The organism is Amycolatopsis jejuensis (assembly GCF_000717335.1).
Taxonomy (GTDB): domain Bacteria; phylum Actinomycetota; class Actinomycetes; order Mycobacteriales; family Pseudonocardiaceae; genus Amycolatopsis; species Amycolatopsis jejuensis.
In genome coordinates this window covers 193,768-217,883 of record NZ_JNYZ01000006.1, presented here as the reverse complement: position 1 = coordinate 217,883, position 24,116 = coordinate 193,768, and the positions used below count along the sequence as shown (strand labels likewise).

The following is a 24,116-nucleotide window of genomic DNA, read 5'->3' as shown; positions in this document are numbered from 1 at the left end:
ACCTTCCTGTCCATAGCGGCGGGTATGGCGACGGGTCAGGCTTCCCCGAGCCGGCCGAGTTCCCGGTCGATGAAGGAGAAGACCTCTTCGGTGCTGGCCGACTGGATCCGCTCGGCGACGTCGTGCGTTCCGGGCTCGCCCGCGGGCCCGTGCCAGGCGGCCAGCAACCGGCGGAGCCGCAGCGCGACCCCGCCGCGGGTGACGTCGTCGGGTTCGCTTGCGGCGAGCACGGCTTCGAACCGGTCGAGCTCCGTGAGCAACGACGGCCCGGCCGCCCGGGCGGCGAGCAGTTCGGTACCCAGGTGCCCGGCCAGTACCTCCGGGGTGGGGTAGTCGAAGGTCAGCGTCGCGGGCAGGCGCAGGCCGGTGGCGGCGGTGAGCCGGTTGCGGAGCTCGACCGCGGTCAGCGAATCGAAACCGAGCTCGCGGAATTCGCGGGTGGCACCGATCGCTTCGGCCGAGCCGTGGGCCAGCACCGAGGCCGCTTCCTTCCGCACGAGGCCGACCAGGTGGTGCTGCCGGTCGCCCTCGCGCATTTCCGCCAGCTGCCCGGCGAAATCGACCGGCGAGACAGCGGCTTCGGCGGCCGCCGTGCGTCGCGGCAGCTTCACCAGGTTCCGCAGCACGGCAGGCACCGCACTCCGGGCCCGCATCGAACCGGCGCCCGGCGCAAGCGGGACCAGCAGCGCCGCACCCGACGCGGTAGCCCGGTCGAACAGCGCCATGCCCTGCTCCGGCGACAGGTGCGGGAGACCCGCGATCCGCCGCCGCGACACGTCGTCCAGGGTGCCGGTCATGCCGCTGTCCGGGGCCCACGGGCCCCAGGCCAGTGACGTGGCCGCCAGGCCTGCGCCCACCCGGAACTGCGCCAAGGCGTCGAGGAAGGTGTTGCCCGCCGCGTAGCTGGCCTGTCCCGGGCTGCCCATCACCCCGGCCACCGAGGAGAACAGGACGAACGCCGCCAGATCGTGGTCCTTGGTCAGCTCGTGGAGATACCAGGCACCGGCGACCTTCGGCCGGGCGACGGTGGCGAGGCGTTCCGGGGTCAGCGAGCTGACGACCCCGTCGTCGAGCACCCCGGCGGTGTGCACGACCGCGGTCAGCGGATGTCCGGAGTGGACAGTGCCCAGCAGCTCGGCGACGGCGTCCCGGTCGCCGAGGTCGCAGGCCGCGATGGTCACTTCGGCGCCCAGCGCGAGCAGCTCACCGCGCAGCTCGGCGGCGCCGGGGGCGTGCGGGCCCCGGCGGCTCGCCAGCAGCAGATGCCGGACTCCGCGCTCGGCGACGAGATGCCGGGCGAGGTGCCTGCCGAGGCCGCCGGTGCCGCCGGTGATCAGCACCGTCCCGTCGGGATCCCAGGTACGACCGCCGGTTCCGACTGGCGCCGGGTGCAACCGTCCGGCGCTGACCTCGCCATCGCGTACGACAGCTTGCGTTTCGTCCGCTGCCAGCAGACCGGGAAGCCGCGGAATCGTGGCGAGAGAAGCGTCTTCGCCGTCCACGTCGGTGATCAGGAACGTGCCGGGGTGCTCCAGCTGAGCGGCCCGGACGAGGCCCCACACTGGAGCCGCGGCGAGGTCCGACACGGTATCGCCGACCGCATTCCGCGTCACGAACAGCAGGCGGGTTCCGGCGAACCGGTCATGCGAAGCCCAGTCCTGCAGCACTTCCAGGACCCGGCAGGTCGTTGCGTGGGCAGCTGCGGGGATGTCGCTGCCGTCGGCACCGGCGACCGGCACGAGCACGAAGTCCGGCACCGGTCCCTCGGCCAGGTCGGCGAGTTTCCCGCCGGACGCAACGGAGTACCCGGCCGCCTTCACCGCAGCGGCCAGGCCGAGTTCGTCGGCACCCAGTACCGCCCACGTCGTGCCGGGTTCCGCGGGCGCGGCCGCGACGGGAACCCAGTCCAGCCGGAACAGCGAGCCGTCCGGCGAAGGCTGCCGAGGGCCGAGGGCCTGCAGCCGAACCGACTCGGCAGACAGGACCGGCGCGCCTTCGGCGTCCACCGCAGCCAGGGAAACGGTGTCCTCGCCGGTCGCGGTCAGCCGGACGCGCAGGACCGACGCGGCGGCCGCGTGCAGCTCCAACCCGGTCCACGACACCGGGTCGAGCCCGGCTTCGGTGTACCTCGCCGCTTGCAACGCGGCGTCGAGCAGTACGGGATGCAGGCCGAATGCGGCGGCGTCCTCGATGCCGTCCGGGAGCGCGATTTCGGCAAAGACGTCGTCGCCGCGCTGCCACGCCGCGCGCAGGCAGCTGCCCGCCGTGAACTCGTCCGGATCGAGCGCGGCGGCGTCAGCGGGCGGCCAGGTCCCGATTCCGGGCGCGGCAGCCGTTTCGGGCGCGAGGTTCCCGGTCGCATGCCGGATCCAGCCGGCGTCGGCGGCACACGAGTGGACCGTCATCTCCCGGTGCCCGGTGGCGTCCGGCTCGCCGACCCACACCTGCAGGGCGGCGGTGTCCTCCGCGCCGAGCACCAGCGGGGTCGTGACGGTCAGTTCCCCGACCCGCTCGCAGCCTGCCTGGTCCGCCGCGCGGAGTGCGAGTTCGGCGAAACCGGCCGGGGGGAAGGTCAAGGTGCCGTCGACGACGTGCGCGGCAAGCCACGGCAGAGTGGTGACCGAAAGCCGCCCGGTCAGCAGCACGCCCTTCGAGCCGGCCACCTCGGTCGCCGCGCCGAGCAGTGGGTGCCCCGCCGCGAGCAGGCCCAGCCCGGCGGCGTCGGCGGGGACCACCCCGGGTGTCGGCCAGTAGCGCTCCCGCTGGAACGGGTAGGTCGGCAGGTCGACGACTGCGGTGCCGGCGAAAAGCGGGGCCCAGTCGACCCCGGCGCCGCGCACGTGCAGCTCGGCGAGCGCGCCCAGCAGAGCGGTTTCTTCACTGCGTCCCCGGTGCAGCGACGGGAGCACGGTCACCGCAGCCGGATCGACGAGATCGAGCGCCAGCCCGGCGAGCGCCCCGCCGGGACCGAGCTCGAGAATGACGTCCGAGCCTTCGGCGACGAGCGCGCGGATGCCGTCGGCGAACCGCACCGGCTCCCGGACCTGCCGGACCCAGTACTCCGGCGAGCACAGCTCCCCGGCCTCGGCCTGCCGCCCGGTCACGGTCGACACCATCGCAATCCGCGGTGCCTCGAAGGTCAGCCCGTCGATCGCCGCGGCGAAATCGGCCAGCATCGGATCCATCAGCGGCGAATGGAAGGCATGCGACACCGCCAGCCGCTTCGTCTTGCGGCCCGCGTCCGCGAGCTGTCCGGCAATGGCGAGCACGGCGTCCTCCGCACCGGAAAGGACCACGGTGTCCACACCGTTGACCGCAGCGATCGCAACTCTTTCCTCCTGCCCGGCAAGCAGCAGCCGTACCTCGTCCTCCGCCGCACGGACCGAAACCATCGCACCCGCGCCGGCCGGAAGCGCCTGCATCAACCGCGCTCGCGCCGACACCAACGTACACGCGTCACCCAGCGAAAAGACTCCAGCAACGTGCGCCGCCGCGATCTCGCCGATCGAGTGCCCCGCCACCCGGGAAACGCGCACCCCCAACGACTCCAGCAACCGGAACAACGCCACCTCGACCGCGAACAACGCGGGCTGGGCATACCCCGTCCGGTCGAGCACCTCGGCGTCCTCGCCCCACACGATCTCGCCCAACGGACGATCCAGGTCCAGTTCAGCGGCCACCGCGTCGAACGCGTCCGCGAACGCCGGGAACCGGTCGTACAGATCGCGGCCCATGCCCAGCTGCTGGCTGCCCTGTCCGGAAAACACCACCGCCGTCGACCGTTCTCCGGCCACCCCCTCGAACTGCAGCGGCCCGTCCGCGGCACCGGCGAGCAGCACCGCGCGGTGCTCGAACAATGCCCGCCCGCGGACCAAAGAACGGCCGATGTCGGCCGCGGCGATGCCCGGATTGGCCTCGGCAAACGACCGGAGCCGGTGGATCTGCTCGGCCAGCGCGGTTTCCGTCCTCGCCGACAGCAGCCACGGCACCACGGAATCCGCACTGTCCACCCGGTCCACGGCAACCGGCGGGGCTTGCTCGACAATCACATGCGCATTTGTGCCACTCAACCCGAACGACGACACCCCCGCCCGGCGCGGACGCCCCACCTCCGGCCACGGTGTCTGCTCAGTCAACAACGACACCAACCCCGCGGACCAATCCACCCGCGACGACGGCTCCGTAACGTGCAACGTCTCCGGCAAGATCCCATGCCGCAACGCCATCACCATCTTGATCACCCCGGCCACCCCCGCCGCCGCCTGAGTGTGCCCAAGATTCGACTTGATTCCCCCCAACCACAACGGAATCTCCCGATCCTGACCATACGTCGCCAGAATCGCCTGCGCCTCGATCGGATCCCCCAATACTGTCCCGGTCCCGTGTGCCTCGACGGCATCAACATCCGAAGCAGACAGACCGGCACCCGCCAACGCCTGCCGAATCACCCGCTGCTGCGACGGACCATTCGGCGCCGTAAGACCATTCGACGCACCATCCTGATTCACCGCCGAACCCCGCACCACCGCAAGAACCTCATGCCCATTGCGCACCGCGTCACTCAACCGCTCGACAACCAGCACCCCCGCACCCTCAGCCCACCCAGTCCCATCCGCATCATCGGAAAACGCCTTACACCGGCCATCCGCAGCCAACCCACCCTGACGGCTGAACCCCGCAAACCCCATCGCCGTCGACATCACCGTCACCCCACCGGCCAACGCCAGCGAACACTCACCCGACCGCAACGCCTGCACCGCCCAATGCAACGCCACCAACGACGACGAGCACGCCGTATCCACCGTCACCGCCGGACCCTCGAAACCGAACGTGTAGGAAATCCGCCCGGACACCACGCTCCCCGCCAACCCGGTACTGGCGTGCCCGGCCACGTCCTCGCGCGAACTCACGACCAAGCTCGCGTAGTCCTGTCCGTTGGTCCCGACGAACACCCCGGTGGCACTGCCCCGCAACGTCGCCGGATCGATTCCCGCCCGTTCGACCGCCTCCCACGACGTCTCCAGCAGCAACCGCTGCTGCGGATCCATCGCCAGCGCCTCCCGCGGAGACACCCCGAAAAACCCCGCGTCGAACCCCGCGACATCCTCCAGAAACCCACCCTGCCCGGTCACACTGTTCCCCCGGCCATCCCCCGCCAGCGCATCCAGATCCCAGCCACGATCCACCGGGAACCCTGAAATCGCGTCGCGGCCCTCGACCAGCAACTGCCACAGATCCTCCGGCGACGCAACCCGACCCGGGAAGCGACACCCCATCCCGACGATCGCGATCGGCTCGTCGACGGCGCTCTGCGCGGCTGCGGGTACCTGGACGGCCTCGTCCGCCGGACCGACGAGCCGGTCCACCAGATGGGCGGCGAGCGCAGCCGGTGTCGGGTAGTCGAAAACGAGCGTGGCAGGCAGGGTCAGCCCGGTCGCGGTGGCGATCCGGTTGCGGATCTCGACGGCGGTCAGGGAGTCGAAACCGAGGTCGCGGAACGCCTTTCCGGCTCCGATGGCCGTCGGCGAGGCATGCCCGAGCACGGCGGCGGCGTCGGCGCGAACGGTGTCGAGGAGCAGCCCGGTGCGGTCTGCCTCGGGCAGCTGCGCCAGCTTCGCCCGGAGCCCGGATGCGGCGGGCTGCCCGGTGACCGGCCGGACGCGCTTGGCCTCGGGCAGATCGGCGAGCAACGGGCTCGGCCGCAGGCTCAGCAGCGCGGTGAGCAGTGCGGGATTCTGCAGATCCGCGATCACCACGGTCGCCGGGGATTCGGTGACGGCATGGTTCAGCGCGGCAAGGGCCACCACGGGTTCCAGCGCGGGCGTGCGGGCGCGCTCCGCCGCCTTGACCTCATCCGCCATTCCGCCGCCCGCCCATGCGCCCCAGGCAATCGACGTCGCGGCGAGCCCGTCGGCGCGACGGCGTTCGGCGATGGCGTCCAGCACCGCATTCGCGGCCGCGTAGTTCCCCTGCCCGGGGTTTCCGACCGCACCGGCGACGGAAGAGAACAGCGCGAACACGTCGAGTCCGAGATCACGGGTCAGCTCGTCGAGGACCAGTGCCGACGCCACCTTCGAGCGGAACACCACCGCGAACCGGTCCGGGGTGAGTCCGTCGAGAACACCGTCGTCCAGGACACCGGCGGTGTGCACGACCGCGGTGAGCGGCAGTCCGGCGGGAAGACCGGCCAAGAGGTCCTCGACGGCCTGCCGGTCGGAGACGTCGCATGCGGCAACGGTGACCTTGCTGCCCAGCGCCGCCAGCTCGGCCTCCAGCTGCTCCGCCCCCGGAGCCGCCGCCCCGCGACGGCTCGCCAGTACCAGGTGCGGAGCGCCCTTCGCGGCCAGGTCCCGGGCGACGTGCGCACCGAGCGCACCGGTGCCACCGGTGATCAGAACGGTTCCCGTGGGTGCCCACTCCGCCCGCCCGCCTGCCGGAGCGGGGACCAGGCGGCGGCCGAAGACCCCGTTGCGCCGCACCGCGATCTGGTCCTCAGCGGAGTCCGCTCGGCCGAGCACTCCGGCGAACCGCCGGGCGGCGCGCTCGTCGAGAATCTCCGGCAGGTCGATCAGGCCACCCCACAGCTGCGGGTACTCCAGCGCCGCCACCCGGCCCAGCCCCCACACCGCGGCCTGGCCGACGTCGTGCACCCGATCCGCCCGGCCCGTCGACACCGCGCCCCGCGTCACGGCCCAGACCGGCGCCGCCGATCCGGCGTCGCCCAATGCCTGCAGCAGTTCCGCAGTGGCTGGCGCACCCGCGTCGAGGAACGCGAGAAGGGACACCACTCCGGCGGAATCGGCAGCGAGGTGCGCCCGTAGGAGCTGGGCCAGCTCGGCCCGGCCGGTCGTGCCGACGTCAAGCCGGAGCGCCGCGGGTCCCAAGGCCTCGACCACCGATGCGGCCCAGGCGTCGTCGGTAAGCTGCTGCGGGACGAGCACAAGCCACGAGCCCGGCGGGCTGCCCTGCGAAAATCCGGTCAGCGGTACCCAGCGCTCGCGGTACCGCCAGGAGTCCACAGTGGACTGAGTTTCCCGCTCGCGATGCCAGGAAGCCAGCGCGGGCAGCACTGCGCCGAGAGCACCGGCCTCGACGTTCAGGTCTGCGGCGAGGCCGTCGAGGTCTTCGCGTTCGACGGCGTCCCAGAATCGCGCGTCCATGGTGGTTCGCGCGGGCTTGCTCGCTTCGGGCCAGAAGCGCTCGTGCTGGAATGCGTAGGTGGGCAGGCCGATCCGGCGCGCACCGGTTCCGGCATAGAACGCGGCCCAGTCGACCGCGATCCCGGCGACGTGCAACCGCGACAGCGCCGAGACGATCGCAGACTGCTCGCCGCGGTTCTTCCGCAGCGCGGGAACGGCAAGCACGTCCCCCGAGATGTCCTGCACCATGGCCGACGCGGCGCCATCCGGGCCGAGTTCGAGGAAGACCGTCGCCCCGGCGGCGCGGGCGGCCCGGATGCCGTCGGCGAACCGGACCGGCTCGCGCACGTGCCGCACCCAGTACTCGGCCGAGCACACCAGATCCCCGGCCACGATCTCGCCGGTGAGGTTCGAGACGAGCGGGAGTGCCGGAGCACGGAAGGTCAGGCCGCGCACGACCCGGCGGAACTCGCCGAGCATCGGGTCCATCCGCGGGGAATGGAAGGCATGCGACACCGCGAGTTCCTTGGTCTTGCGCCCCAGTGCCTCGAACTTCGCCGCGATTCCGGCGACCGCGTCCGCATCGCCGGCCACGACGACGGAGTCCGGGCCGTTCACTGCCGCGATCGAGACCGCGTCGGTGAGCAGCGGCCGCACTTCGGCTTCAGTGGCCTGCAGGGAAGTCATCGCCCCGCCCGCGGGCAACGCTTGCATCAGCCGGGCCCGGGCCGCCACGAGAGTGCAGGCGTCCGCCAGCGACAGCACTCCGGCGACGTGCGCCGCGGCGATCTCGCCGACCGAATGGCCGGTCACGAATCCCGGGCTGAAACCCCAAGCTTCGACCAGCCGGAACAGCGCGACCTCGACCGCGAACAACGCGGGCTGGGTGTACTCGGTTTCGTCCAGCAGAGCGGCCTCGGCGGTCCCGGGCTCGGCGAAGAGGACCTCGCGGACCGGCGCGTCCCACTGCGCCAGCACCGCGTCCAGCGCATCGGCGAAAACCGGGAAGGCAGCGGCCAGTTCCTTGCCCATCCGCGCGCGCTGCGCCCCTTGCCCGGAGAACACCACGCAGAGCCGGGGACGCCCGGTGACCTCTCCTTCGACCACACCCGGCGCGGCAGCTCCGGTGGTCCAGGCGGCCAGCAGGGGGTGCAGCCCGGCCGGATCGTCTGCCGTCACGGCCAGCCGGTGCTCGAATGCCGCCCGGGTGGTGGCAAGGGAAAGGGCCACGTCGGCAGGACGGAATCCGGGACGGCGATCCAAGGCGGACAGCAATGCCCTGGCCTGATCCTTGAGCGCGGCTGGCGTCCGGCCCGAAAGAAGCCAAGACACGACCTCCGGAAGCGGGGCATCGTCGTCCTCGGCTTCCGGCGCAGGTGCTTGCTCGAGAATGGTGTGCGCATTGGTACCGCTGACCCCGAACGACGAAACCCCGGCCCGGCGCGGCCGTCCCGTCTCCGGCCACTCGCGCCGTTCGGTGAGCAGGTCCACCTTGCCCTGTGACCAGTCCACTTCGGACGACGGCGGCTCCGCGTGCAAAGTCTTGGGCAGCACGCCGTGCCGCAGCGCCAGCACCATCTTGATGACGCCCGCGACCCCGGCGGCCGCCTGGGTGTGGCCGAGGTTCGACTTGATCGACCCGAGCAGCAGCGGATGCTCGCGTGCGGTGTCGCTGCCGTAGGTCGCGAGCAGGCTCTGCGCTTCGATCGGGTCGCCCAGCGGGGTTCCGGTCCCGTGTGCCTCGACGACGTCGACCTCGGCGGCGGTCAGTTTCGCGCTCGCGAGCGCCTGCCGGATCACCCGCCGCTGCGCACGGCCGTTCGGCGCGGTGAAGCCGTTCGACGCACCGTCGGAATTGACCGCCGACCCCCGGACCAGTGCGAGGACCTCGTGGCCGTTCTCACGGGCGTCGGAAAGCCGTTCCAGGACGAGAATCCCGGCGCCTTCGGCCCAGCCGGTGCCGTCGGCGCGGGCGGAGAACGCCTTGCACCGCCCGTCCGGAGCGAGCCCGCCCTGGCGGCTGAACTCGACGAGCGAACCGGGCGTGGACATCACGTTGACCCCGCCCGCCAGCGCCAGCGAGCACTCTCCCGCCCGCAGCGACTGCACGGCCAGGTGCAGGGCGACCAGCGACGACGAGCAGGCGGTGTCGACGGTGACCGCAGGCCCTTCCAGGCCGAGCGTGTAGGACAGCCGCCCGGACAACGCACTCGCCGCGAACCCGGTGCCGACGTCGCCGGTGGATTCGGCGGGCGCGCCGACCACCAGGTAGGCGTAGTCCTGCCCGTTGGTGCCGACGAACACCCCGGTCCGGGTCCCGCGCAGGCGGGTCGCATCGATCCCGGCGCGTTCGACGGCTTCCCACGAGGTCTCGAGCAGCAACCGCTGCTGGGGGTCCATCGACCCGGCTTCGCGCGGCGAGATCCCGAAGAATCCCGGGTCGAATCCGGTGGCCCCGCTCAGGAAACCGCCCTGCCTGCTGACGCCGTGCCCGCGCGCGTCGACCTCGGCCGCATCCAGCGCGGCCAGTTCCCAGCCGCGGTCGGCCGGGAAGCCCGAGATGGCGTCGGTGCCCGAAGCCACGAGGTCCCACAAGTCTTCCGGCGAGGCCACCGCACCCGGAAACCGGCAGCTCATCGCCACGATCGCGATCGGATCCGCTGCGCCTGCCACGAGCAGGCGGTTCTGCTGCCGCAGCCGGTCTGTCTCCTTGAGGGAAGCGCGGAGCGCTGCGACCACCTTCTCGCTGGGCGATGTCATCATCAACTCCGTCAGTCGGAACGGCCGTCGAGGGCCGCCTTCACCAGATCGTCGATCTCCATGGCATCGATCGCTTCCCCGCCTCCTCCGCCGTCCGGCTCCGCCGCGGCGGTGCGTTTCGCCAGCTGCAGCAACGGCTCCAGTACCCCGATCTCGCGCAACTGCGCCACCGACACCGAACCGAGCAGGGCCTGCACGTCGATCTCGTCGGTCTCGCCACCGTCTGCACTGTTCTCGGTGGCCGCGTCCGGCAGCATCCCGGCCAGGAGGTGCCCGGCGAGTGCCACCGGGGTCGGATGGTCGAAGACGAGCGTGGACGCGAGGCGCAGCCCGGTCGCGGCGGTGAGCCGGTTGCGCAGCTCCACCGCGCCGAGGGAGTCGAAACCGAGGTCCCGGAACGCCTTCTCGGCTCCGGCGAGCTCCGCATCGGGATGGCCCAGTACCTCCGCCGCGTGGGTCCGGACGAGGTCGAGCACGGTCTCGAAACGCTGTCCGGCGGCCAGGTCGCCGAGCTTGGCCCGCAACGAGATCGCGGTGTCCGCCGGGTCCGGAGCCACGAGCTCGTCGTAGCCGGGCAGCTCCCGCAGCAACGCGCTCGGGCGGGCGGTGGCGGTGAACCGCTTCGCGTCGACGTCGGCGACCAGCACTGTCGGTTCGTCTTCGAGGACGACCTCGCGGAGCGCGGCGAAAGCCAGTTCCGGATCCATCGCCCCGATTCCGCTGCGCCGGGCGGCGTCCCCGGCGTGCGCGTTCGCGGCCATGCCGTCGCCACCCCAAGCACCCCAGGCGATCGAGGTCGCGGCGAGGCCGAGGGAATGCCGTCGTTCGGCAATCGCGTCGAGCACGGTGTTCGCCGCCGCATAACTGGCCTGGCCGGGATTCCCGACCGCGCCCGACGCCGACGAGAACAGCGCGAAGACCTTCAGGTCCCGTTCCCGGGTCAGCTCGTCGAGCAGGAAGGCCGAGCCTGCCTTCGCGCGGAACACCGCTTCGAACCGGTCCGGGGTGAGGCCGTCGAGGACCCCGTCGTCGAGCACCCCGGCCGCGTGGATGACGCCGCTCAGCGGATGGTCCGCCGGGACGCGGTCGAGCAGCGCCTGCAGCTCGGCCCGGTCTGCGACATCGCAGGCGGCAATCGTGACCCCGACCCCGGCAGCGGCGAGTTCGTCGCACAGTTCCGCCGCACCGGGAGCGCCGGGACCGCGGCGGCTGGCGAGCAGCAGATGCTCCGCGCCGGCCCGAGCGAGCCCGCGGGCGAGATGCTTGCCGAGCGCGCCGGTGCCGCCGGTGATCAAGACCGTTCCGCCGGGCTCCCAGATCGGGGCGGAGCCGTGTGCGGCAGGCTTCGTGAGGCGGCGGCCGAACACTCCCGTGGCGCGAATAGCGACCTCGTCCTCGCCGTCGAGCCCCGCGAGGACCCCGGCGAACCGCTCCGCCGCCCTCGCGTCGGCGACCTCGGGAAGGTCGGCGAGACCGCCCCAGCGATCCGGGTGTTCGAGGGCGGCCACCCGGCCGAGACCCCAGACTCCAGCCTGGTGCGGGCGGACCGGTGCCTCTCCCGGCCCGGCCGAAACCGCGCCCCGCGTGACAGTCCACAGTGGAGCGACGATCCCCGCGTCGCCCAATGCTTGCAGCGCCGTGGCAGTCGAGGCCACCCCCGCTTCGCAGCCCACCAAGGCGAGCAGCGACACCACCCCGGCGAAGTCCCGGCCGGAAACCTCGCTGAGCGATCCGGCCAGCGCTTCCCGGTCCCGGCCGGGGGGAACGTCGATGCGGACCGCGTTCCGGCCGAGTGCGCCGATCGCGACCGGGATCCACTCGTCGTCGCTGCCTGCCGGAGCGAGCACCAGCCAGGTACCGGAGAGTTCCCGGGCCGGGACCGGGCCGAGCGGCTTCCAGGCAATGCGGTGGCGCCAACTGTCCACAAGGGACTTGTCCGCGTGCTGCCGCCGCCAGTCCAGCAGCGCGGGAAGCACCTTCGCGAGCGCCTCGCCGTCCACGTTCAATGCTGTTTCCAGGGCAGGGAAATCCTCGTTCGACACCGCGGCCCAGAACTCGCCGTCCACACCGGCCCCGGGTGCCTCGGCGGTGGCCGCAGGCCAGAACCGTTGATGCTGGAAGGCGTAGGTCGGCAGGTCGACCCGCCGGGCGCCGGTTCCCGCGAAGAAGCCCGGCCAGGTGACGCCGACGCCGTCGACGTGCAGCCGCGCCAGCCCTGCAATGGCCGTCTCCTCCTCGTCGCGGCCCTTGCGCAGCAACGGGATCACCAGCGCGCCGGTCTCGCCGAGGCACTCCCGGGTCATCGCGGAGAGGACGGCGTCCGGGCCGATCTCGAGAAACCTCGTGACCCCGTTCGCGGCCAGCGCGGCAACGCCGTCGGCGAAGCGGACTGTGCGGCGGACCTGGTCGACCCAGTATCCGGGGTCGCACACCTGCTCCCCGGTGTGCGCGGAAACGAACGGCACGGACGGCGCGGCGTACGACACCCTTCGCGCGACCCGCTCGAAGTCCGGCAGCATGGCGTCCATGTGTGCCGAATGAAACGCGTGGCTGACGCGCAACCGCTTGGTCTTCCGCCCGTCCGCGGCAAGCCGGTCCGCGATCGCGGCCACGGCATCCTCGTCCCCGGCGACCACGACTGCCCGCGGACCGTTGACCGCGGCGATCGAGACACCGGCGGTGAGCAGCGGAGTGACCTCGTCCTCGGTCGCCTCGATCGACACCATCGCGCCGCCGGAGGGCAGCGCCTGCATCAGCCTCCCCCGTGCGGCAACCAGCAGGCAGGCGTCGGCAAGCGAGAACACCCCGGCAACGTGAGCCGCCGCGAGTTCGCCGACCGAATGCCCGGCGACGAAATCGGGCTCGACGCCCCACGACTGCACCAGGCGACACAGCGCGACTTCGACGGCGAACAGCGCGGGCTGGGTGTACCCGGTCTGGTCGAGCAGTTCGGCTTCCACGGTCGCCGGTTCGGCGAAGACGAGATCGCGCAGCGAGCGGTCCAGATGGTCTTCCAGGTGGGCCAGCACCGTGTCGAAGGCCTCGGCGAACACGGGGAACCGGCGGTAGAGCGCGGCCCCCATTCCCGGCTGCTGCGAGCCCTGTCCGGAGAACAGGAAGGCAAGTTTGCCGCTGTGCCCGGCCGTCCCCCGCAGCGCAAGGGCCGACGTCTCGCCCTCGGCCAGCGTCGCCAGGCCGTCGCGGAGCTGGTCCGGATCACCGGCGACGACCGCGGCGCGATGCTCGAACGCCGAGCGGGTGGTGGCCGAGGAGAACGCCACATCGGCGAGCGCGAGATCCGGATCAGCGGAGATCCGGGCCCGGAGCGCAGCGGCCTGGTCCCGCAGTGCCGACGGTGTTTTCCCGGACAGCAGCACCGGTACGACCCCGGTCGCGCGCACCGGCTCGGGTTCGTCCGGCGCGGGCGCCTGCTCGACGATGACGTGCGAGTTGGTCCCGCTCGCCCCGAACGACGAGACGGCGGCGCGGCGCGGCCGTCCCGCATCGGGCCACGGCACGGTCTCGGTGAGCAGTTCGACCGCGCCCGCGTTCCAGTCCACATAGGACGATGGAGGGTCGGCGTGCAGGGTCTTCGGCAGCACCCCGTGCCGCAGGGCGAGCACCATCTTGATCACGCCCGCGACCCCCGAAGCGGCCTGCGTGTGGCCGATGTTGGACTTGACCGAACCGAGCCGCAGCGGCCGCTCCCGGTCCTGGCCGTAGGTCGCGAGCAGCGCCTGCGCTTCGATCGGGTCGCCGAGGACGGTGCCGGTGCCGTGTGCCTCGACGGCATCGATGTCGGCGCCGGAACAGCCCGCCGCGGCCAGCGCCGTGCGGATCACCCGCTGCTGGGCGGGCCCGCTCGGGGCGGTGAGCCCGTTCGACGCACCATCGGAGTTGATCGCCGAACCGCGGACCACAGCCAGCACTTCGTGCCCGTTCCGCCGCGCGTCGGAAAGCCGTTCGACGACCAGCATCCCGACCCCTTCGGACCAGCCCGTGCCGTCCGCGCCCTCGGCGAACGCCTTGCAGCGGCCGTCGGCGGAAAGGGCTCCCAGGTCACCGAATTCGATGAAGTTGGCCGGCGTCGACATCACCGTCACGCCGCCCGCGATCGCGATCGCGCACTCGCCCGCCTGCAGTGCCTGCGTGGCCAGATGCAGGGCCACCAAGGAGGACGAGCACGCCGTGTCGACCGAGACCGCCGGTCCTTCCAGCCCGAAGGTGTAGGCCAGCCTGCCGGAGAGCAGGCTCGCCGACTGGGCCGTCTGCCAGTGCCCGCTCTCCCCGGGATTCGGCCGGTAGTCGCCGCTGCCGCCGCCGATGAACACGCCGGTGGCGGTCCCGCGCAGCCCGGCCGGGTCGATCCCGGCCCGCTCCCATGCTTCCCACGCGGCTTCGAGGACAAGCCGCTGCTGGGGGTCCATCACGAGTGCCTCCCGCGGCGAAATGCCGAAGAAGCCCGGGTCGAAGTCCCCGGCACCGTCGAGGAAACCGCCGCCGCGGGCGACCGTGCTGCCCGGGCCGGTGCCGGTGAGCTCGGGCAGCGGCCAGTTCCGGTCGCGCGGCAGTGCGCCGATCGCGTCGACCTCGTCGCACACCAGCTGCCAGAGGTCCTCCGGCGAGCGCACGCCACCGGGATAGCGGCAGCTCATGCCGACGATCACGACCGGGTCGTCGCCAGTGCCCCGGGAGCCGGCCGTCGGCAATGCCGGGCCGGGCTGTTCACCGAGCAGTTCCGCCCGCAGATGGGCCGCCAGCGCTGCCGGGGTCGGGTGGTCGAAGGCGAGGGTCGCGGGCAGGGCGAGCCCGGTTGCGGCGGCCAGCTGGGTACGCAGGTCGACCGCGGTGAGCGAGTCGAACCCGAGGTCCTTGAACGCCACGTCCGCCTCGACTGCGTCCGCACTGGCGTGGCCCAGCACGGCGGCGACCTTCTCGCGGACGAGTCCGAGCACCTCGGCCGCCTGCGCGGCTTCGGAAAGGCCGCGCAGCCGGAGCCGCGTCTCCGACCCGCCGTCCCCGGCCGGGGCGTGGGCGGCCCGCGCTTCGGGCAGTTCGTCGAACAGGGTGCACGGCCGGTTCGCGGTCAACGCGGGAACGAAACGGTCCCATACGACGTCGGCAACCACCACGGACGCATCCCCGCTGCCGTCGGCCACCCGGCCGAGCGCTGCCAGTGCGAGACGGGAGTCGAGGGCGGGGACCCCGGTGCGGCGCAGGTGCCCGGCGAGACTGCCGGAAACCCCGTCGGCCCAAGCCCCCCAGCTGATCGAGAGCGCCCGGGCTCCCCGGTCGCGGCGCCGCCGCGCGAGCGCGGCCAGGTGCGCACCGGCCGCGGCCTCGGTTCCCCGTCCGGCGGAACCCCACACCCCGGCGACCGTGGTGAACAGGACGAAGGCGTCCAGTGGGCGGTCGGCGAGCAGCGCGTCGAGGTTCTCCGCACCGGCGACGGCCGCTCCGACGTCGGTGGTCAGGTCACCGGTGAGGTCGCCGGGCTCCCCGTCGACGTGGATCACCGCGGTCAGCGTTTCCCCGGCGGAGTCCAGTACCGCGGCGAGTGCGTCGCAATCGCCCGCGTCGCACTGCACGACCGACACCGCGGCACCGAGCCCGGCCAGTTCGGTTTCCCGGCCCGGATCGGGATGCTTCGAGGTGAGCATGAGGCGGGCGGCACCTGCGGCCGCCAGCCAGCGGGCCACCGGCGCTCCGCCGGAACCGGCGCCGCCGACGACCAGCACCGTGCCCGCCGGGGTCCAGGAAGGCGCCGGGTCTCCGGTATCCCGGACCAGGCGCCGGGCGAACACCCCCGAGGTGCGGACGGCGACCTCGTCCTCCGGGCCGCCCAGCACGGCGGCGAAGCGCTCGGCGGAACGCGCGTCGAGGGTTTCGGGAAGATCGACGAGACCGCCCCACCGCGCCGGGTTCTCCCGCGCGAGCACGCGGCCGAGACCCCATCCGGCGGCCTGGCCGGGGTCGGCGAGGTGCTCGGCGCGGCCGACGGAAACGGCGCCGCGGGTGACCCACCAGAGCGGGGCCTCGACCCCGGCGTCGGCGAGCGCGTCCAGCAGAGCCGCCGGCCACCCTGGTACGGCAAGGGAAACCACCCCGGCGAAGTCCCCGGCGGCCTCGCTCAGCCGCGCGGTGAACTCGGCGGGATCGTCGCCGAGCCGCACGCGTACGACGTCCTCGCCGAGTGCCGCGACCGCCGTGTCCAGCCATGGCTCCGCGCGGTCGGGGACCACCACCAGCCAGCGGCCGGAGACCGTCCCGGCCCGGGCGGTGAACGGCTTCCAGGTCACCCGGTAGCACCAGCCGTCCACCACGGACCGGTCGTGCCGCTTGCGCCGCCAAGCCGACAGGGCGGGCACGGCCGCGGTCAGCGAGCCGTCGCCGAGTTCGAGCATCGCCGACAGGGACGGCAGATCCTCCCGCTCGACGGCGGACCAGAATTCGGCATCGGCGGGCTCGCCGGCCGCGCGGCGCGGGACATCCGGCCAGAACCGCTCGTGCTGGAAGGCATAGGTCGGCAAGGTGATCCGGCGGGCGCCGGTCCCGGCGAAGAACGCGTCCCACGCCACCGGCACGCCCCGTACGTGGAGCGCACCGGCCGCAGCCGAGATCGTGGTCTCCTCGTCGCGGTTCGCCCGCAGCAACGGCACGACCGCGCACCCGTCGGGGTCATCGAGTACTTGCTGGGCCATCGCCGACAGCACGCCGTCCGGGCCTGCCTCGACGAACGTCGACACCCCGGCGTCCCGCAGCGCCCGGACGGCGTCGGCGAACCGGACGGTCTCCCGGACCTGCGCCACCCAGTACTGCGGCGACGTCAGCTGGGCGGCCGTGGCGAGCTCCCCGGTCACGGTCGACACCAGCGGGATTTGCGGCGCCGCAAAGGAAAGCCCGTCGACCACCCGGCGGAAGCCGTCGAGCATCGGGTCCATCAGCGGCGAGTGGAAGGCATGGCTCACCCGCAGCCGCTTGGTCTTGCGTCCGCGGGCCTGCAGCTGCCCGGCGATCGACGCCACCTCGTCCTCGGCACCGGCGACCACCACCGCGGCGGCCCCGTTGACCGCGGCGATCGAGGTGCCGCCGGTCAGCAGCGGGCGGACCTCGGCTTCGGTCGCCTGCAGCGACACCATTGCCCCGCCGGACGGCAATTCCTCCATCAGGCGGCCACGGGCGACGACGAGCCGGACGGCGTCCGGCAGCGAAAGCACCCCGGCGACGTGCGCCGCGGCGATCTCCCCGATCGAATGCCCGGCGACGAAGCCCGGCGTGCTGCCCCACGATTCCAGCAGCCGGAACAGCGCGACCTCGACCGCGAACAGGGCAGGCTGGGTGTAGCCGGTCCGGTCGAGCAGCCCGGCGTCGGTACCCCACACGACGTCCCGCAGCGGGCGATCGAGTTCGACGTCCAGGTGCGCGAAGACCTCGTCCAGTGCGGCCGCGAAGACCGGGAACCGGGAGCAGAGCGCACGGCCCATCCCGATCCGCTGGGAACCCTGCCCGGAGAACAGGAATGCGATTTTGCCGGTGGATACGGCGCCGCGGGCGGATTCGGCGACGCCCTCCGGGCCGGCGAGCAGCACCGCGCGGTGCGCGAACGCCGTCCGTCCGGTGGCCAGTGCGTATCCGACGTCCACAGTGGACAGATCGGCCGCTGAGGTGAACTCGGTGAGCCGGTCGACCTGGGCCTGCAGCGCGGCCCGGCTCTTGCCGGACACGATCCACGGCACGACCGCCGGGGTGATCGGCGCTTCGGCCACCGCAGGCTCGGCGACCGGCGCCTGCTCGACGATGACGTGCGCATTGGTACCGCTGACGCCGAACGCGGAGATCCCGGCGCGCCGCGGACGCCCGGCCACCGGCCACGCTTCCGGTTCGCGCACCAGGGAAACCGCTCCGGCGGCCCAGTCGACGTGCGAGGTGGGCGCGTCGAGGTGCAGGGTCTTCGGCAGCACGCCGTGGCGCATCGACATGACCATCTTCACGAGCCCGGCCACGCCGGCCGCCGCCTGGGTGTGCCCGAGGTTCGACTTGATCGCGCCCAGCCGCAGCGGCTCCGCGCGGTCGCGGCCGTAGGTCATCAGCAGCGCATGGGCTTCGATCGGGTCGCCGAGGGTGGTCCCGGTGCCGTGTGCTTCCACGGCGTCGACGTCGGACGGGGCCAGCCCGGCATCGGTCAGCGCACCGCGGATGACCCGCTGCTGGGCCGGGCCGTTGGGGGCCGTGAGGCCGTTCGACGCGCCGTCGGAGTTGATCGCGCTGCCGCGCACGACGCCCCAGATCTCGCGCCCGTTGGCCACGGCGTCGGAAAGCCGTTCCAGCACCAGGACTCCCACGCCTTCGGACCACGACGTGCCGTCCGCGGCCTCGGCGAACGGCTTGCAGCGGCCGTCGGGCGCGAGACCGCTCTGTGCGCTGAACTCGACGAACGAGTCCGGGCTGGACATCACCGACACGCCGCCGGCCAGTGCCAGCGAAGCGTCCCCGGCGCGGAGGGCCCGAGTGGCCCAGTGCAGTGCCACCAGCGCGGAAGAGCAGGCGGTGTCGATGGTGACCGCGGGACCTTCGAGCCCCAGGGTGTAGGACAGCCGCCCGGACAGCACGCTGGCGGTGGTGCCGGTGGCGATGTGGCCCTGGACGTCCGCCGCCGCTTCCCGCAGCACGCCGGGGTAGTCCTGGCCGTTCGTGCCCATGAACACCCCGGCGTCACTGCCGCGCAGGGTGGCCGGGTCGATCCCGGCCCGCTCCAGCGCTTCCCAGCTCGTTTCGAGCAGCAGCCGCTGCTGCGGGTCCATCGCCAGTGCCTCACGCGGCGAGATCCCGAAGAACGCGGCGTCGAAGTCCGCAACACCGGTGAGGAAACCGCCTTCGCGGGTGTCGGACGCGCCGCCGGCGAGTGCTTCGAGGTCCCAGCCACGGTCCGCGGGGAACGGCGAGATGCCGTCCCGGCCTTCGGCGAGCATCAGCCAGAGGTCTTCCGGCGACGAGACTCCGCCCGGGAAGCGGCAGCCGATCCCGACGATCACGATCGGATCGTCGGCCACCGCTCGGGTGGCGGTGGCCGGGACCACCGGCCCGGCGATCGAGCCGAGCAGTTCGGACAGCAGGAATTCGGCCAGTTCGGCGGCATTCGGATAGTCGTAGATCATCGACGCGGCGAGTTTCAGTCCGGTGGCCGCCGCCAGCGCGTTGCGCAGTTCGATCGTGGTCAGCGAGTCGAAGCCCAGATCCTTGAACGCCCGGCCGTCCTCGACCGCCGCGGCGTCGGCATGGCCGAGCACCGACGCGATCCGGGTACGCACGAGCTCGAGCATCGCGGCGCTGCGCTCCGCCCCGGACAGCTCACCCAGACGGCGGCGGAGCTCCGGTTCACCGGCCTGCTCGGGCGGTACCACGGCGAGCCGGGCGACCTCGGGCAGCTCCGACACCGAGGGGTTGGCCCGGAGCGTGGTGAAGGCCTCGGCGAACCGGTCCCAGGCGATGTCGGCGACGGCCACGACGGGATCGCCGAGCCCGATGGCCTGCTGCAGGGCGGAAATCGCGAGTTCCGGGGTCAGCAGGCCGAAGCCGCCCCGCTGCAGGCGGCTGTCGAGCGACGGCCGGCCCGTGGCCATTCCGCCGTCCGCCCACGGGCCCCAAGCAATCGACGTCGCCGGGAGCCCGGCCGCGCGGCGCTGTTCGGCCACCGCGTCGAGCGCCGCGTTCGCCGCGGCGTAGTTGCCCTGCCCGGGTGCGCCGAGAGTGCCTGCGGTGGACGAGAAGAGCACGAACGCGGACAGGTCCGCGTCGCGGGTCAGCTCGTCGAGTGCCTGTGCCGCAACCACTTTCGACCGCCAGACGGCGGTGAACTTCTCCGGGGTCAGCGCGTCGACGACGCTGTCCTCGACGACTCCGGCCGTGTGGAACACCGCGCTGATCGGGAACCGGGCGAACACCTCACCCAGCGAGTCCCGGTCCGCTGCGTCGCAAGCCAGCACGGTGACGACGGTGTCCGCGGCGGTCAGTTCGGCGTGCAGTCCGGCGGCGCCGGGAGCGTCCGGTCCGCGGCGGCTGAGCAGGACCACGTGCTCGGCCCCGCTTGCGGCGAGCCAGCGGGCGACGTGCGCGCCGAGCGCACCGGTACCCCCGGTGACGAGCACGGTGCCCGACGGCCGGTAAGCCGCGGCTTCCCGGCCGGTCGGCCGGTGGGCGAGTCGCCGGGCGAACACCCCGGACGCCCGTACGGCGACCTGGTCCTCGGTCCCGGCCACCACGGACGCGAGCCGTTGAGCGGTGGAGGGGCCGAGTTCCGGCGGCAGGTCGACGAGACCACCCCAGCGGTCCGGATGCTCGAGCGCCACCACCCGGCCGAGCCCCCACACTCCCGCCTGGACGGGATCGGCGACCTGCTCCGAATGCCCGATCGCCACTGCCCCGCGGGTAAGGCACCACAGGGGCGCGGCAATCCCGGCGTCGCCGAGGGCCTGCACCAGGGTGGCGGTGAGCGTCAGCCCGGCGGTCCCGTTGTCCAGTGCCACCAGGGAAAGCACTCCGGCGAAATCGGTGCCGCATCCGCGCAACTGCCCGGCCAGCGCGCCGCGATCGGGATCGGTCACCTCGCACGGGACGACCTCGGCGCCCAGCCCGCCTGCCACGTTGCCGATCCATCCGTCGTCGGCTCCGGGCGCAGTCACGACCAGCCAGGTACCGGTTGGCTTCGCGCGTTCCGCAGTGGCCGGTAACGGCTTCCAGACCACCCGGTAGCCCCACTCGTCCACTGTGGACTGATCGTGGCGACGGCGGCGCCAGGACGACAGGGCCGGGGTCATTGCGGTGATCGTGTCGTCGTCAAGATCGAGCGCCAGCGACCCGAGGTCCTCGCGTTCGACCGCGGCCCAGAACTCCGCGTCGGCCGGGTCGGTGCCGACGACGGCCGCACCGGGTTCCGGCCAGAAGCGCTCGTGCTGGAACGGGTAAGTCGGCAGGTCGATCCGGCGGGCGCCGGAACCGGCGAAGTACGTGGTCCAGTCCACCGCGGCACCGTGGACGTGGAGCCGCGCCAGTGCCGTCGTGAGCGACGTGACCTCGGGCCGGTCGCGGCGCAGCGCCGGAACCAGCACGACCTCGGACTCGTCGCCGAGAATGTGTTCCACCGCACCGGAAAGAACTCCGTCGGGACCCAGCTCGGCGAATACCGTGACGCCTTCGGCGGCCAGCGCCGCAACGCCGTCGGCGAACCGGACGGCGCAGCGGGCGTGCGCGGCCCAGTACTGCGGGTCGCACACCTGCTCGGCGGTCGCGAGAGCGCCCGTCACCGTGGACACCAGCGGGAGGACCGGCGCGTGGTAGGTGAGGCCCGCCGCGACGAGGGCGAACTCTTCCAACATCGGGTCCATGCGCGGCGAGTGGAAGGCGTGGCTCACGGTGAGCCGCTTGGTCTTGCGGCCGTCCGCCTCGAACCGCGCGGCGATGGTCAGTACGTCGTCTTCTTCACCCGAGACGACCAGCGCGGCCGGACCGTTGATCGCGGCGATCGACACCCGCTCGGTCAGGTGCGGGGTGACCTCGTCCTCGCTCGCTTCCAGCGAGACCATCGCCCCGCCTTCGGGCAGCGCCTGCATCAAGCGGCCGCGGGCGGCCACCAGCGCGCAGGCGTCTTCCAGCGAGAAAACCCCGGCGACGTGTGCAGCGGCGATTTCCCCGATCGAATGCCCGGCCACGTAGTCCGGCCGGACGCCCCACGACTCGGCAAGCCGGAACAACGCGACTTCCAGTGCGAACAACGCCAGCTGCGTATAGCCGGTCGAGTTCAGCAGCTCGGCCTCGGGCGTCCCGGCCGCGGCGAAAACGATCTCCCGCAAGGGACGGTCCAGCTCGAGGTCGAAACAGGCCAGCGCGGCATCGAAGGATTCGGCGAAGACCTCGAACCGTTCGTACAGTTCGCTGCCCATGCCCGGCCGCTGGCTGCCCTGCCCGGTGAACAGGAACGCGAGCCGGCCGGCTGCCGGGGTGCCCTCGACGAGGCCGGGGTCCGGGGCCCGGTCGCGCAAGGCGGTCAAGCCGCGCACCAGCTCGCCGCGATCGAGGGCGACCACGGCGGCGCGGCGTTCGAAGGTCGAGCGCGAGGTCGCCAGGGAAAACGCAAGGTCGGCCGAGGAGGTGCCAGGCCGGGACTCCAGAAGGGAAAGAAGCCGGGCCGCCTGATCACGCACCGCCTGGTCACGATGCCCGGACAGCAGGACCGGCACCACCCCCTCGGCAGGCTCCCCGGCCGGGACGTCGCTCGCGGGCGCCTGTTCCAGCAGCAGGTGGACGTTCGTGCCGCTCAGGCCGAACGACGAGACCCCGGCGCGGCGCGGACGGCCGGTAGCCGGCCACCCGACCTGCCCAGTGAGCAGCGACACTGCCCCCGAGGACCAGTCCACCTGCGCCGACGGCTCGTCGACGTGCAGGGTTTTCGGCACCACCCCGTGCTGCATCGCGCACACGGTCTTGATCACGCTCGCGACGCCGGAGGCCATCTGGGTGTGCCCGATGTTGGACTTCACCGAGCCGAGCAGCAACGGGCGCTCCCGGTCCTGCCCGTAGGTCGCGAGGATCGCCTGCGCCTCGATCGGATCGCCGAGCGCGGTACCCGTGCCGTGGCCTTCGAGCACGTCGACCTCGGACGCGGCCAGCCCGGAATTGACCAGCGCCTGGCGGATCACCCGCTGCTGTGACGGGCCGTTCGGCGCGGTCAGCCCGTTGGACGCGCCGTCGGAGTTGACCGCCGAACCGCGGATCACCGCCAGCACCCGGTGCCCGTTGCGCACCGCGTCGGACAGCCGCTCGACGAGCACGAGACCGGCTCCCTCCGCCAGGCTCATCCCGTCCGCCGCTTCGGAGTAGGCCTTGCAGCGGCCGTCAGCGGCCATCGCGCGCTGCCGGCTGAAACCGACGAAGGCGCTGGGGGTCGACATCACGCTGACGCCACCCGCCAGTGCGAGCGAGCTCTCGCCACTGCGCACGGACTGGGCGGCGAGATGCAACGCCACCAGCGACGACGAGCACGCGGTATCGAGCGTGACCGCCGGGCCTTCCAGCCCGAACAGATACGAGATCCGGCCGGACAGGACACTCGGCAGCGTGCCGGTGATCAGGTGCCCCTCGGAGCTTTCGGCGGCGCCGTCGCCGGTCGTGCGGTAGTCCTGGTAGCTGGCGCCGATGAACGTGCCGGTCCGGCTCCCGCGCAGCACGGCCGGATCGAGACCGGCCCGCTCGAACGCCTCCCACGCCGTCTCCAGCAGGATCCGCTGCTGCGGGTCCATCGCCAGCGCTTCCCGTGGCGAGATCCCGAAGAACGCCGGGTCGAATCCGGCTACGTCGTCCAGGAACCCGCCTTGCGTCGAGTAGGTCTTGCCCGGGCGGTCCGGGTCGGCGTCGAAGAGCTCGCCGGTGTCCCAGCCGCGATCGGCCGGAAAGCCGGAGATGACGTCCGCGCCGCGGGTGACCACGTCCCAGAGGTCTTCCGGGGACCGCACCCCGCCCGGGTACCGGCAGCTCATCCCGATGATCGCGATCGCGTCGCCGTCCTCGGCGCCGGAAGCCACCGGGGCGAGCGCGGTACCACGCGCACCGGCGATTTCCGCGCGCAGGAAGGCGGCGAGCACGACCGGGCTCGGGTAGTCGAACACGATGGTGCTGGGCAGGGTCAGCCCGGTTGCGGTGGCCAGCCGGTTGCGGAGATCGACTGCGGTCAGGGAATCGAACCCGGCGTCGCGGAACGCCCGTTGCCCGGCAAGCGCATCGGCGGAATCGTGCCCCAGCACCGTCGCCGCTTCCCCGCGGACGAGGTCGAGGAGCAGGCGATCCTGTTCCGCGGCAGGCAATGCCCGCAGCCGGGTGGCGAACTCGCCTTCCCCGGCACCGCTGGTGGTCTCCGCCGCGGTGGTGAGCCGGCGCACCGCGGGGATCTCCGCGAACAGCTCGGTCGGCCGGACGGAGGTGTAGACGGGGTGGTACCGCTCCCAGTCGATGTCGGCGACCGCGATCGCCGGGTCGGCGGTGTCCAGCGCGCGGCGGAGTCCGGCCAGCGCCAGCTCGGGCTCCATGAACACGAGGCCGCTGCGGCGGATCTGCCCGGGATCGACCCGGCCGAGCTCCCGGTCGTCGGCCCAGATCCCCCACGAGATCGAGGTCGCGGCGAGTCCGCGGGCGCGGCGGTTTTCCGCCAGCGCGGCCAGGTAGGCGTTG

2 protein-coding genes (1 of these 2 running past the window's edge) are annotated in these 24,116 nt (G+C 72.5%); both read right to left on the bottom strand.

The window, feature by feature from the left end; genetic code table 11:
* Positions 1–35: 35 nt before the first annotated feature.
* On the bottom strand, positions 36–9,914 hold the full coding sequence (locus tag OO71_RS09570; protein ID WP_425388663.1) for a type I polyketide synthase: 9,879 nt from the start codon (positions 9,912–9,914) through the stop codon (positions 36–38).
* Positions 9,911–24,116, bottom strand: the 3' portion of a protein-coding gene (locus tag OO71_RS09565; RefSeq protein ID WP_033289314.1) for a type I polyketide synthase. Its footprint extends 13,763 nt past the window's final position; the window shows 14,206 of its 27,969 coding nt (coding positions 13,764–27,969); its start codon lies off the right edge, out of view — the gene reads right to left on this strand; the stop codon is at positions 9,911–9,913. The genes OO71_RS09570 and OO71_RS09565 overlap by 4 nt, the downstream gene beginning before the upstream one ends.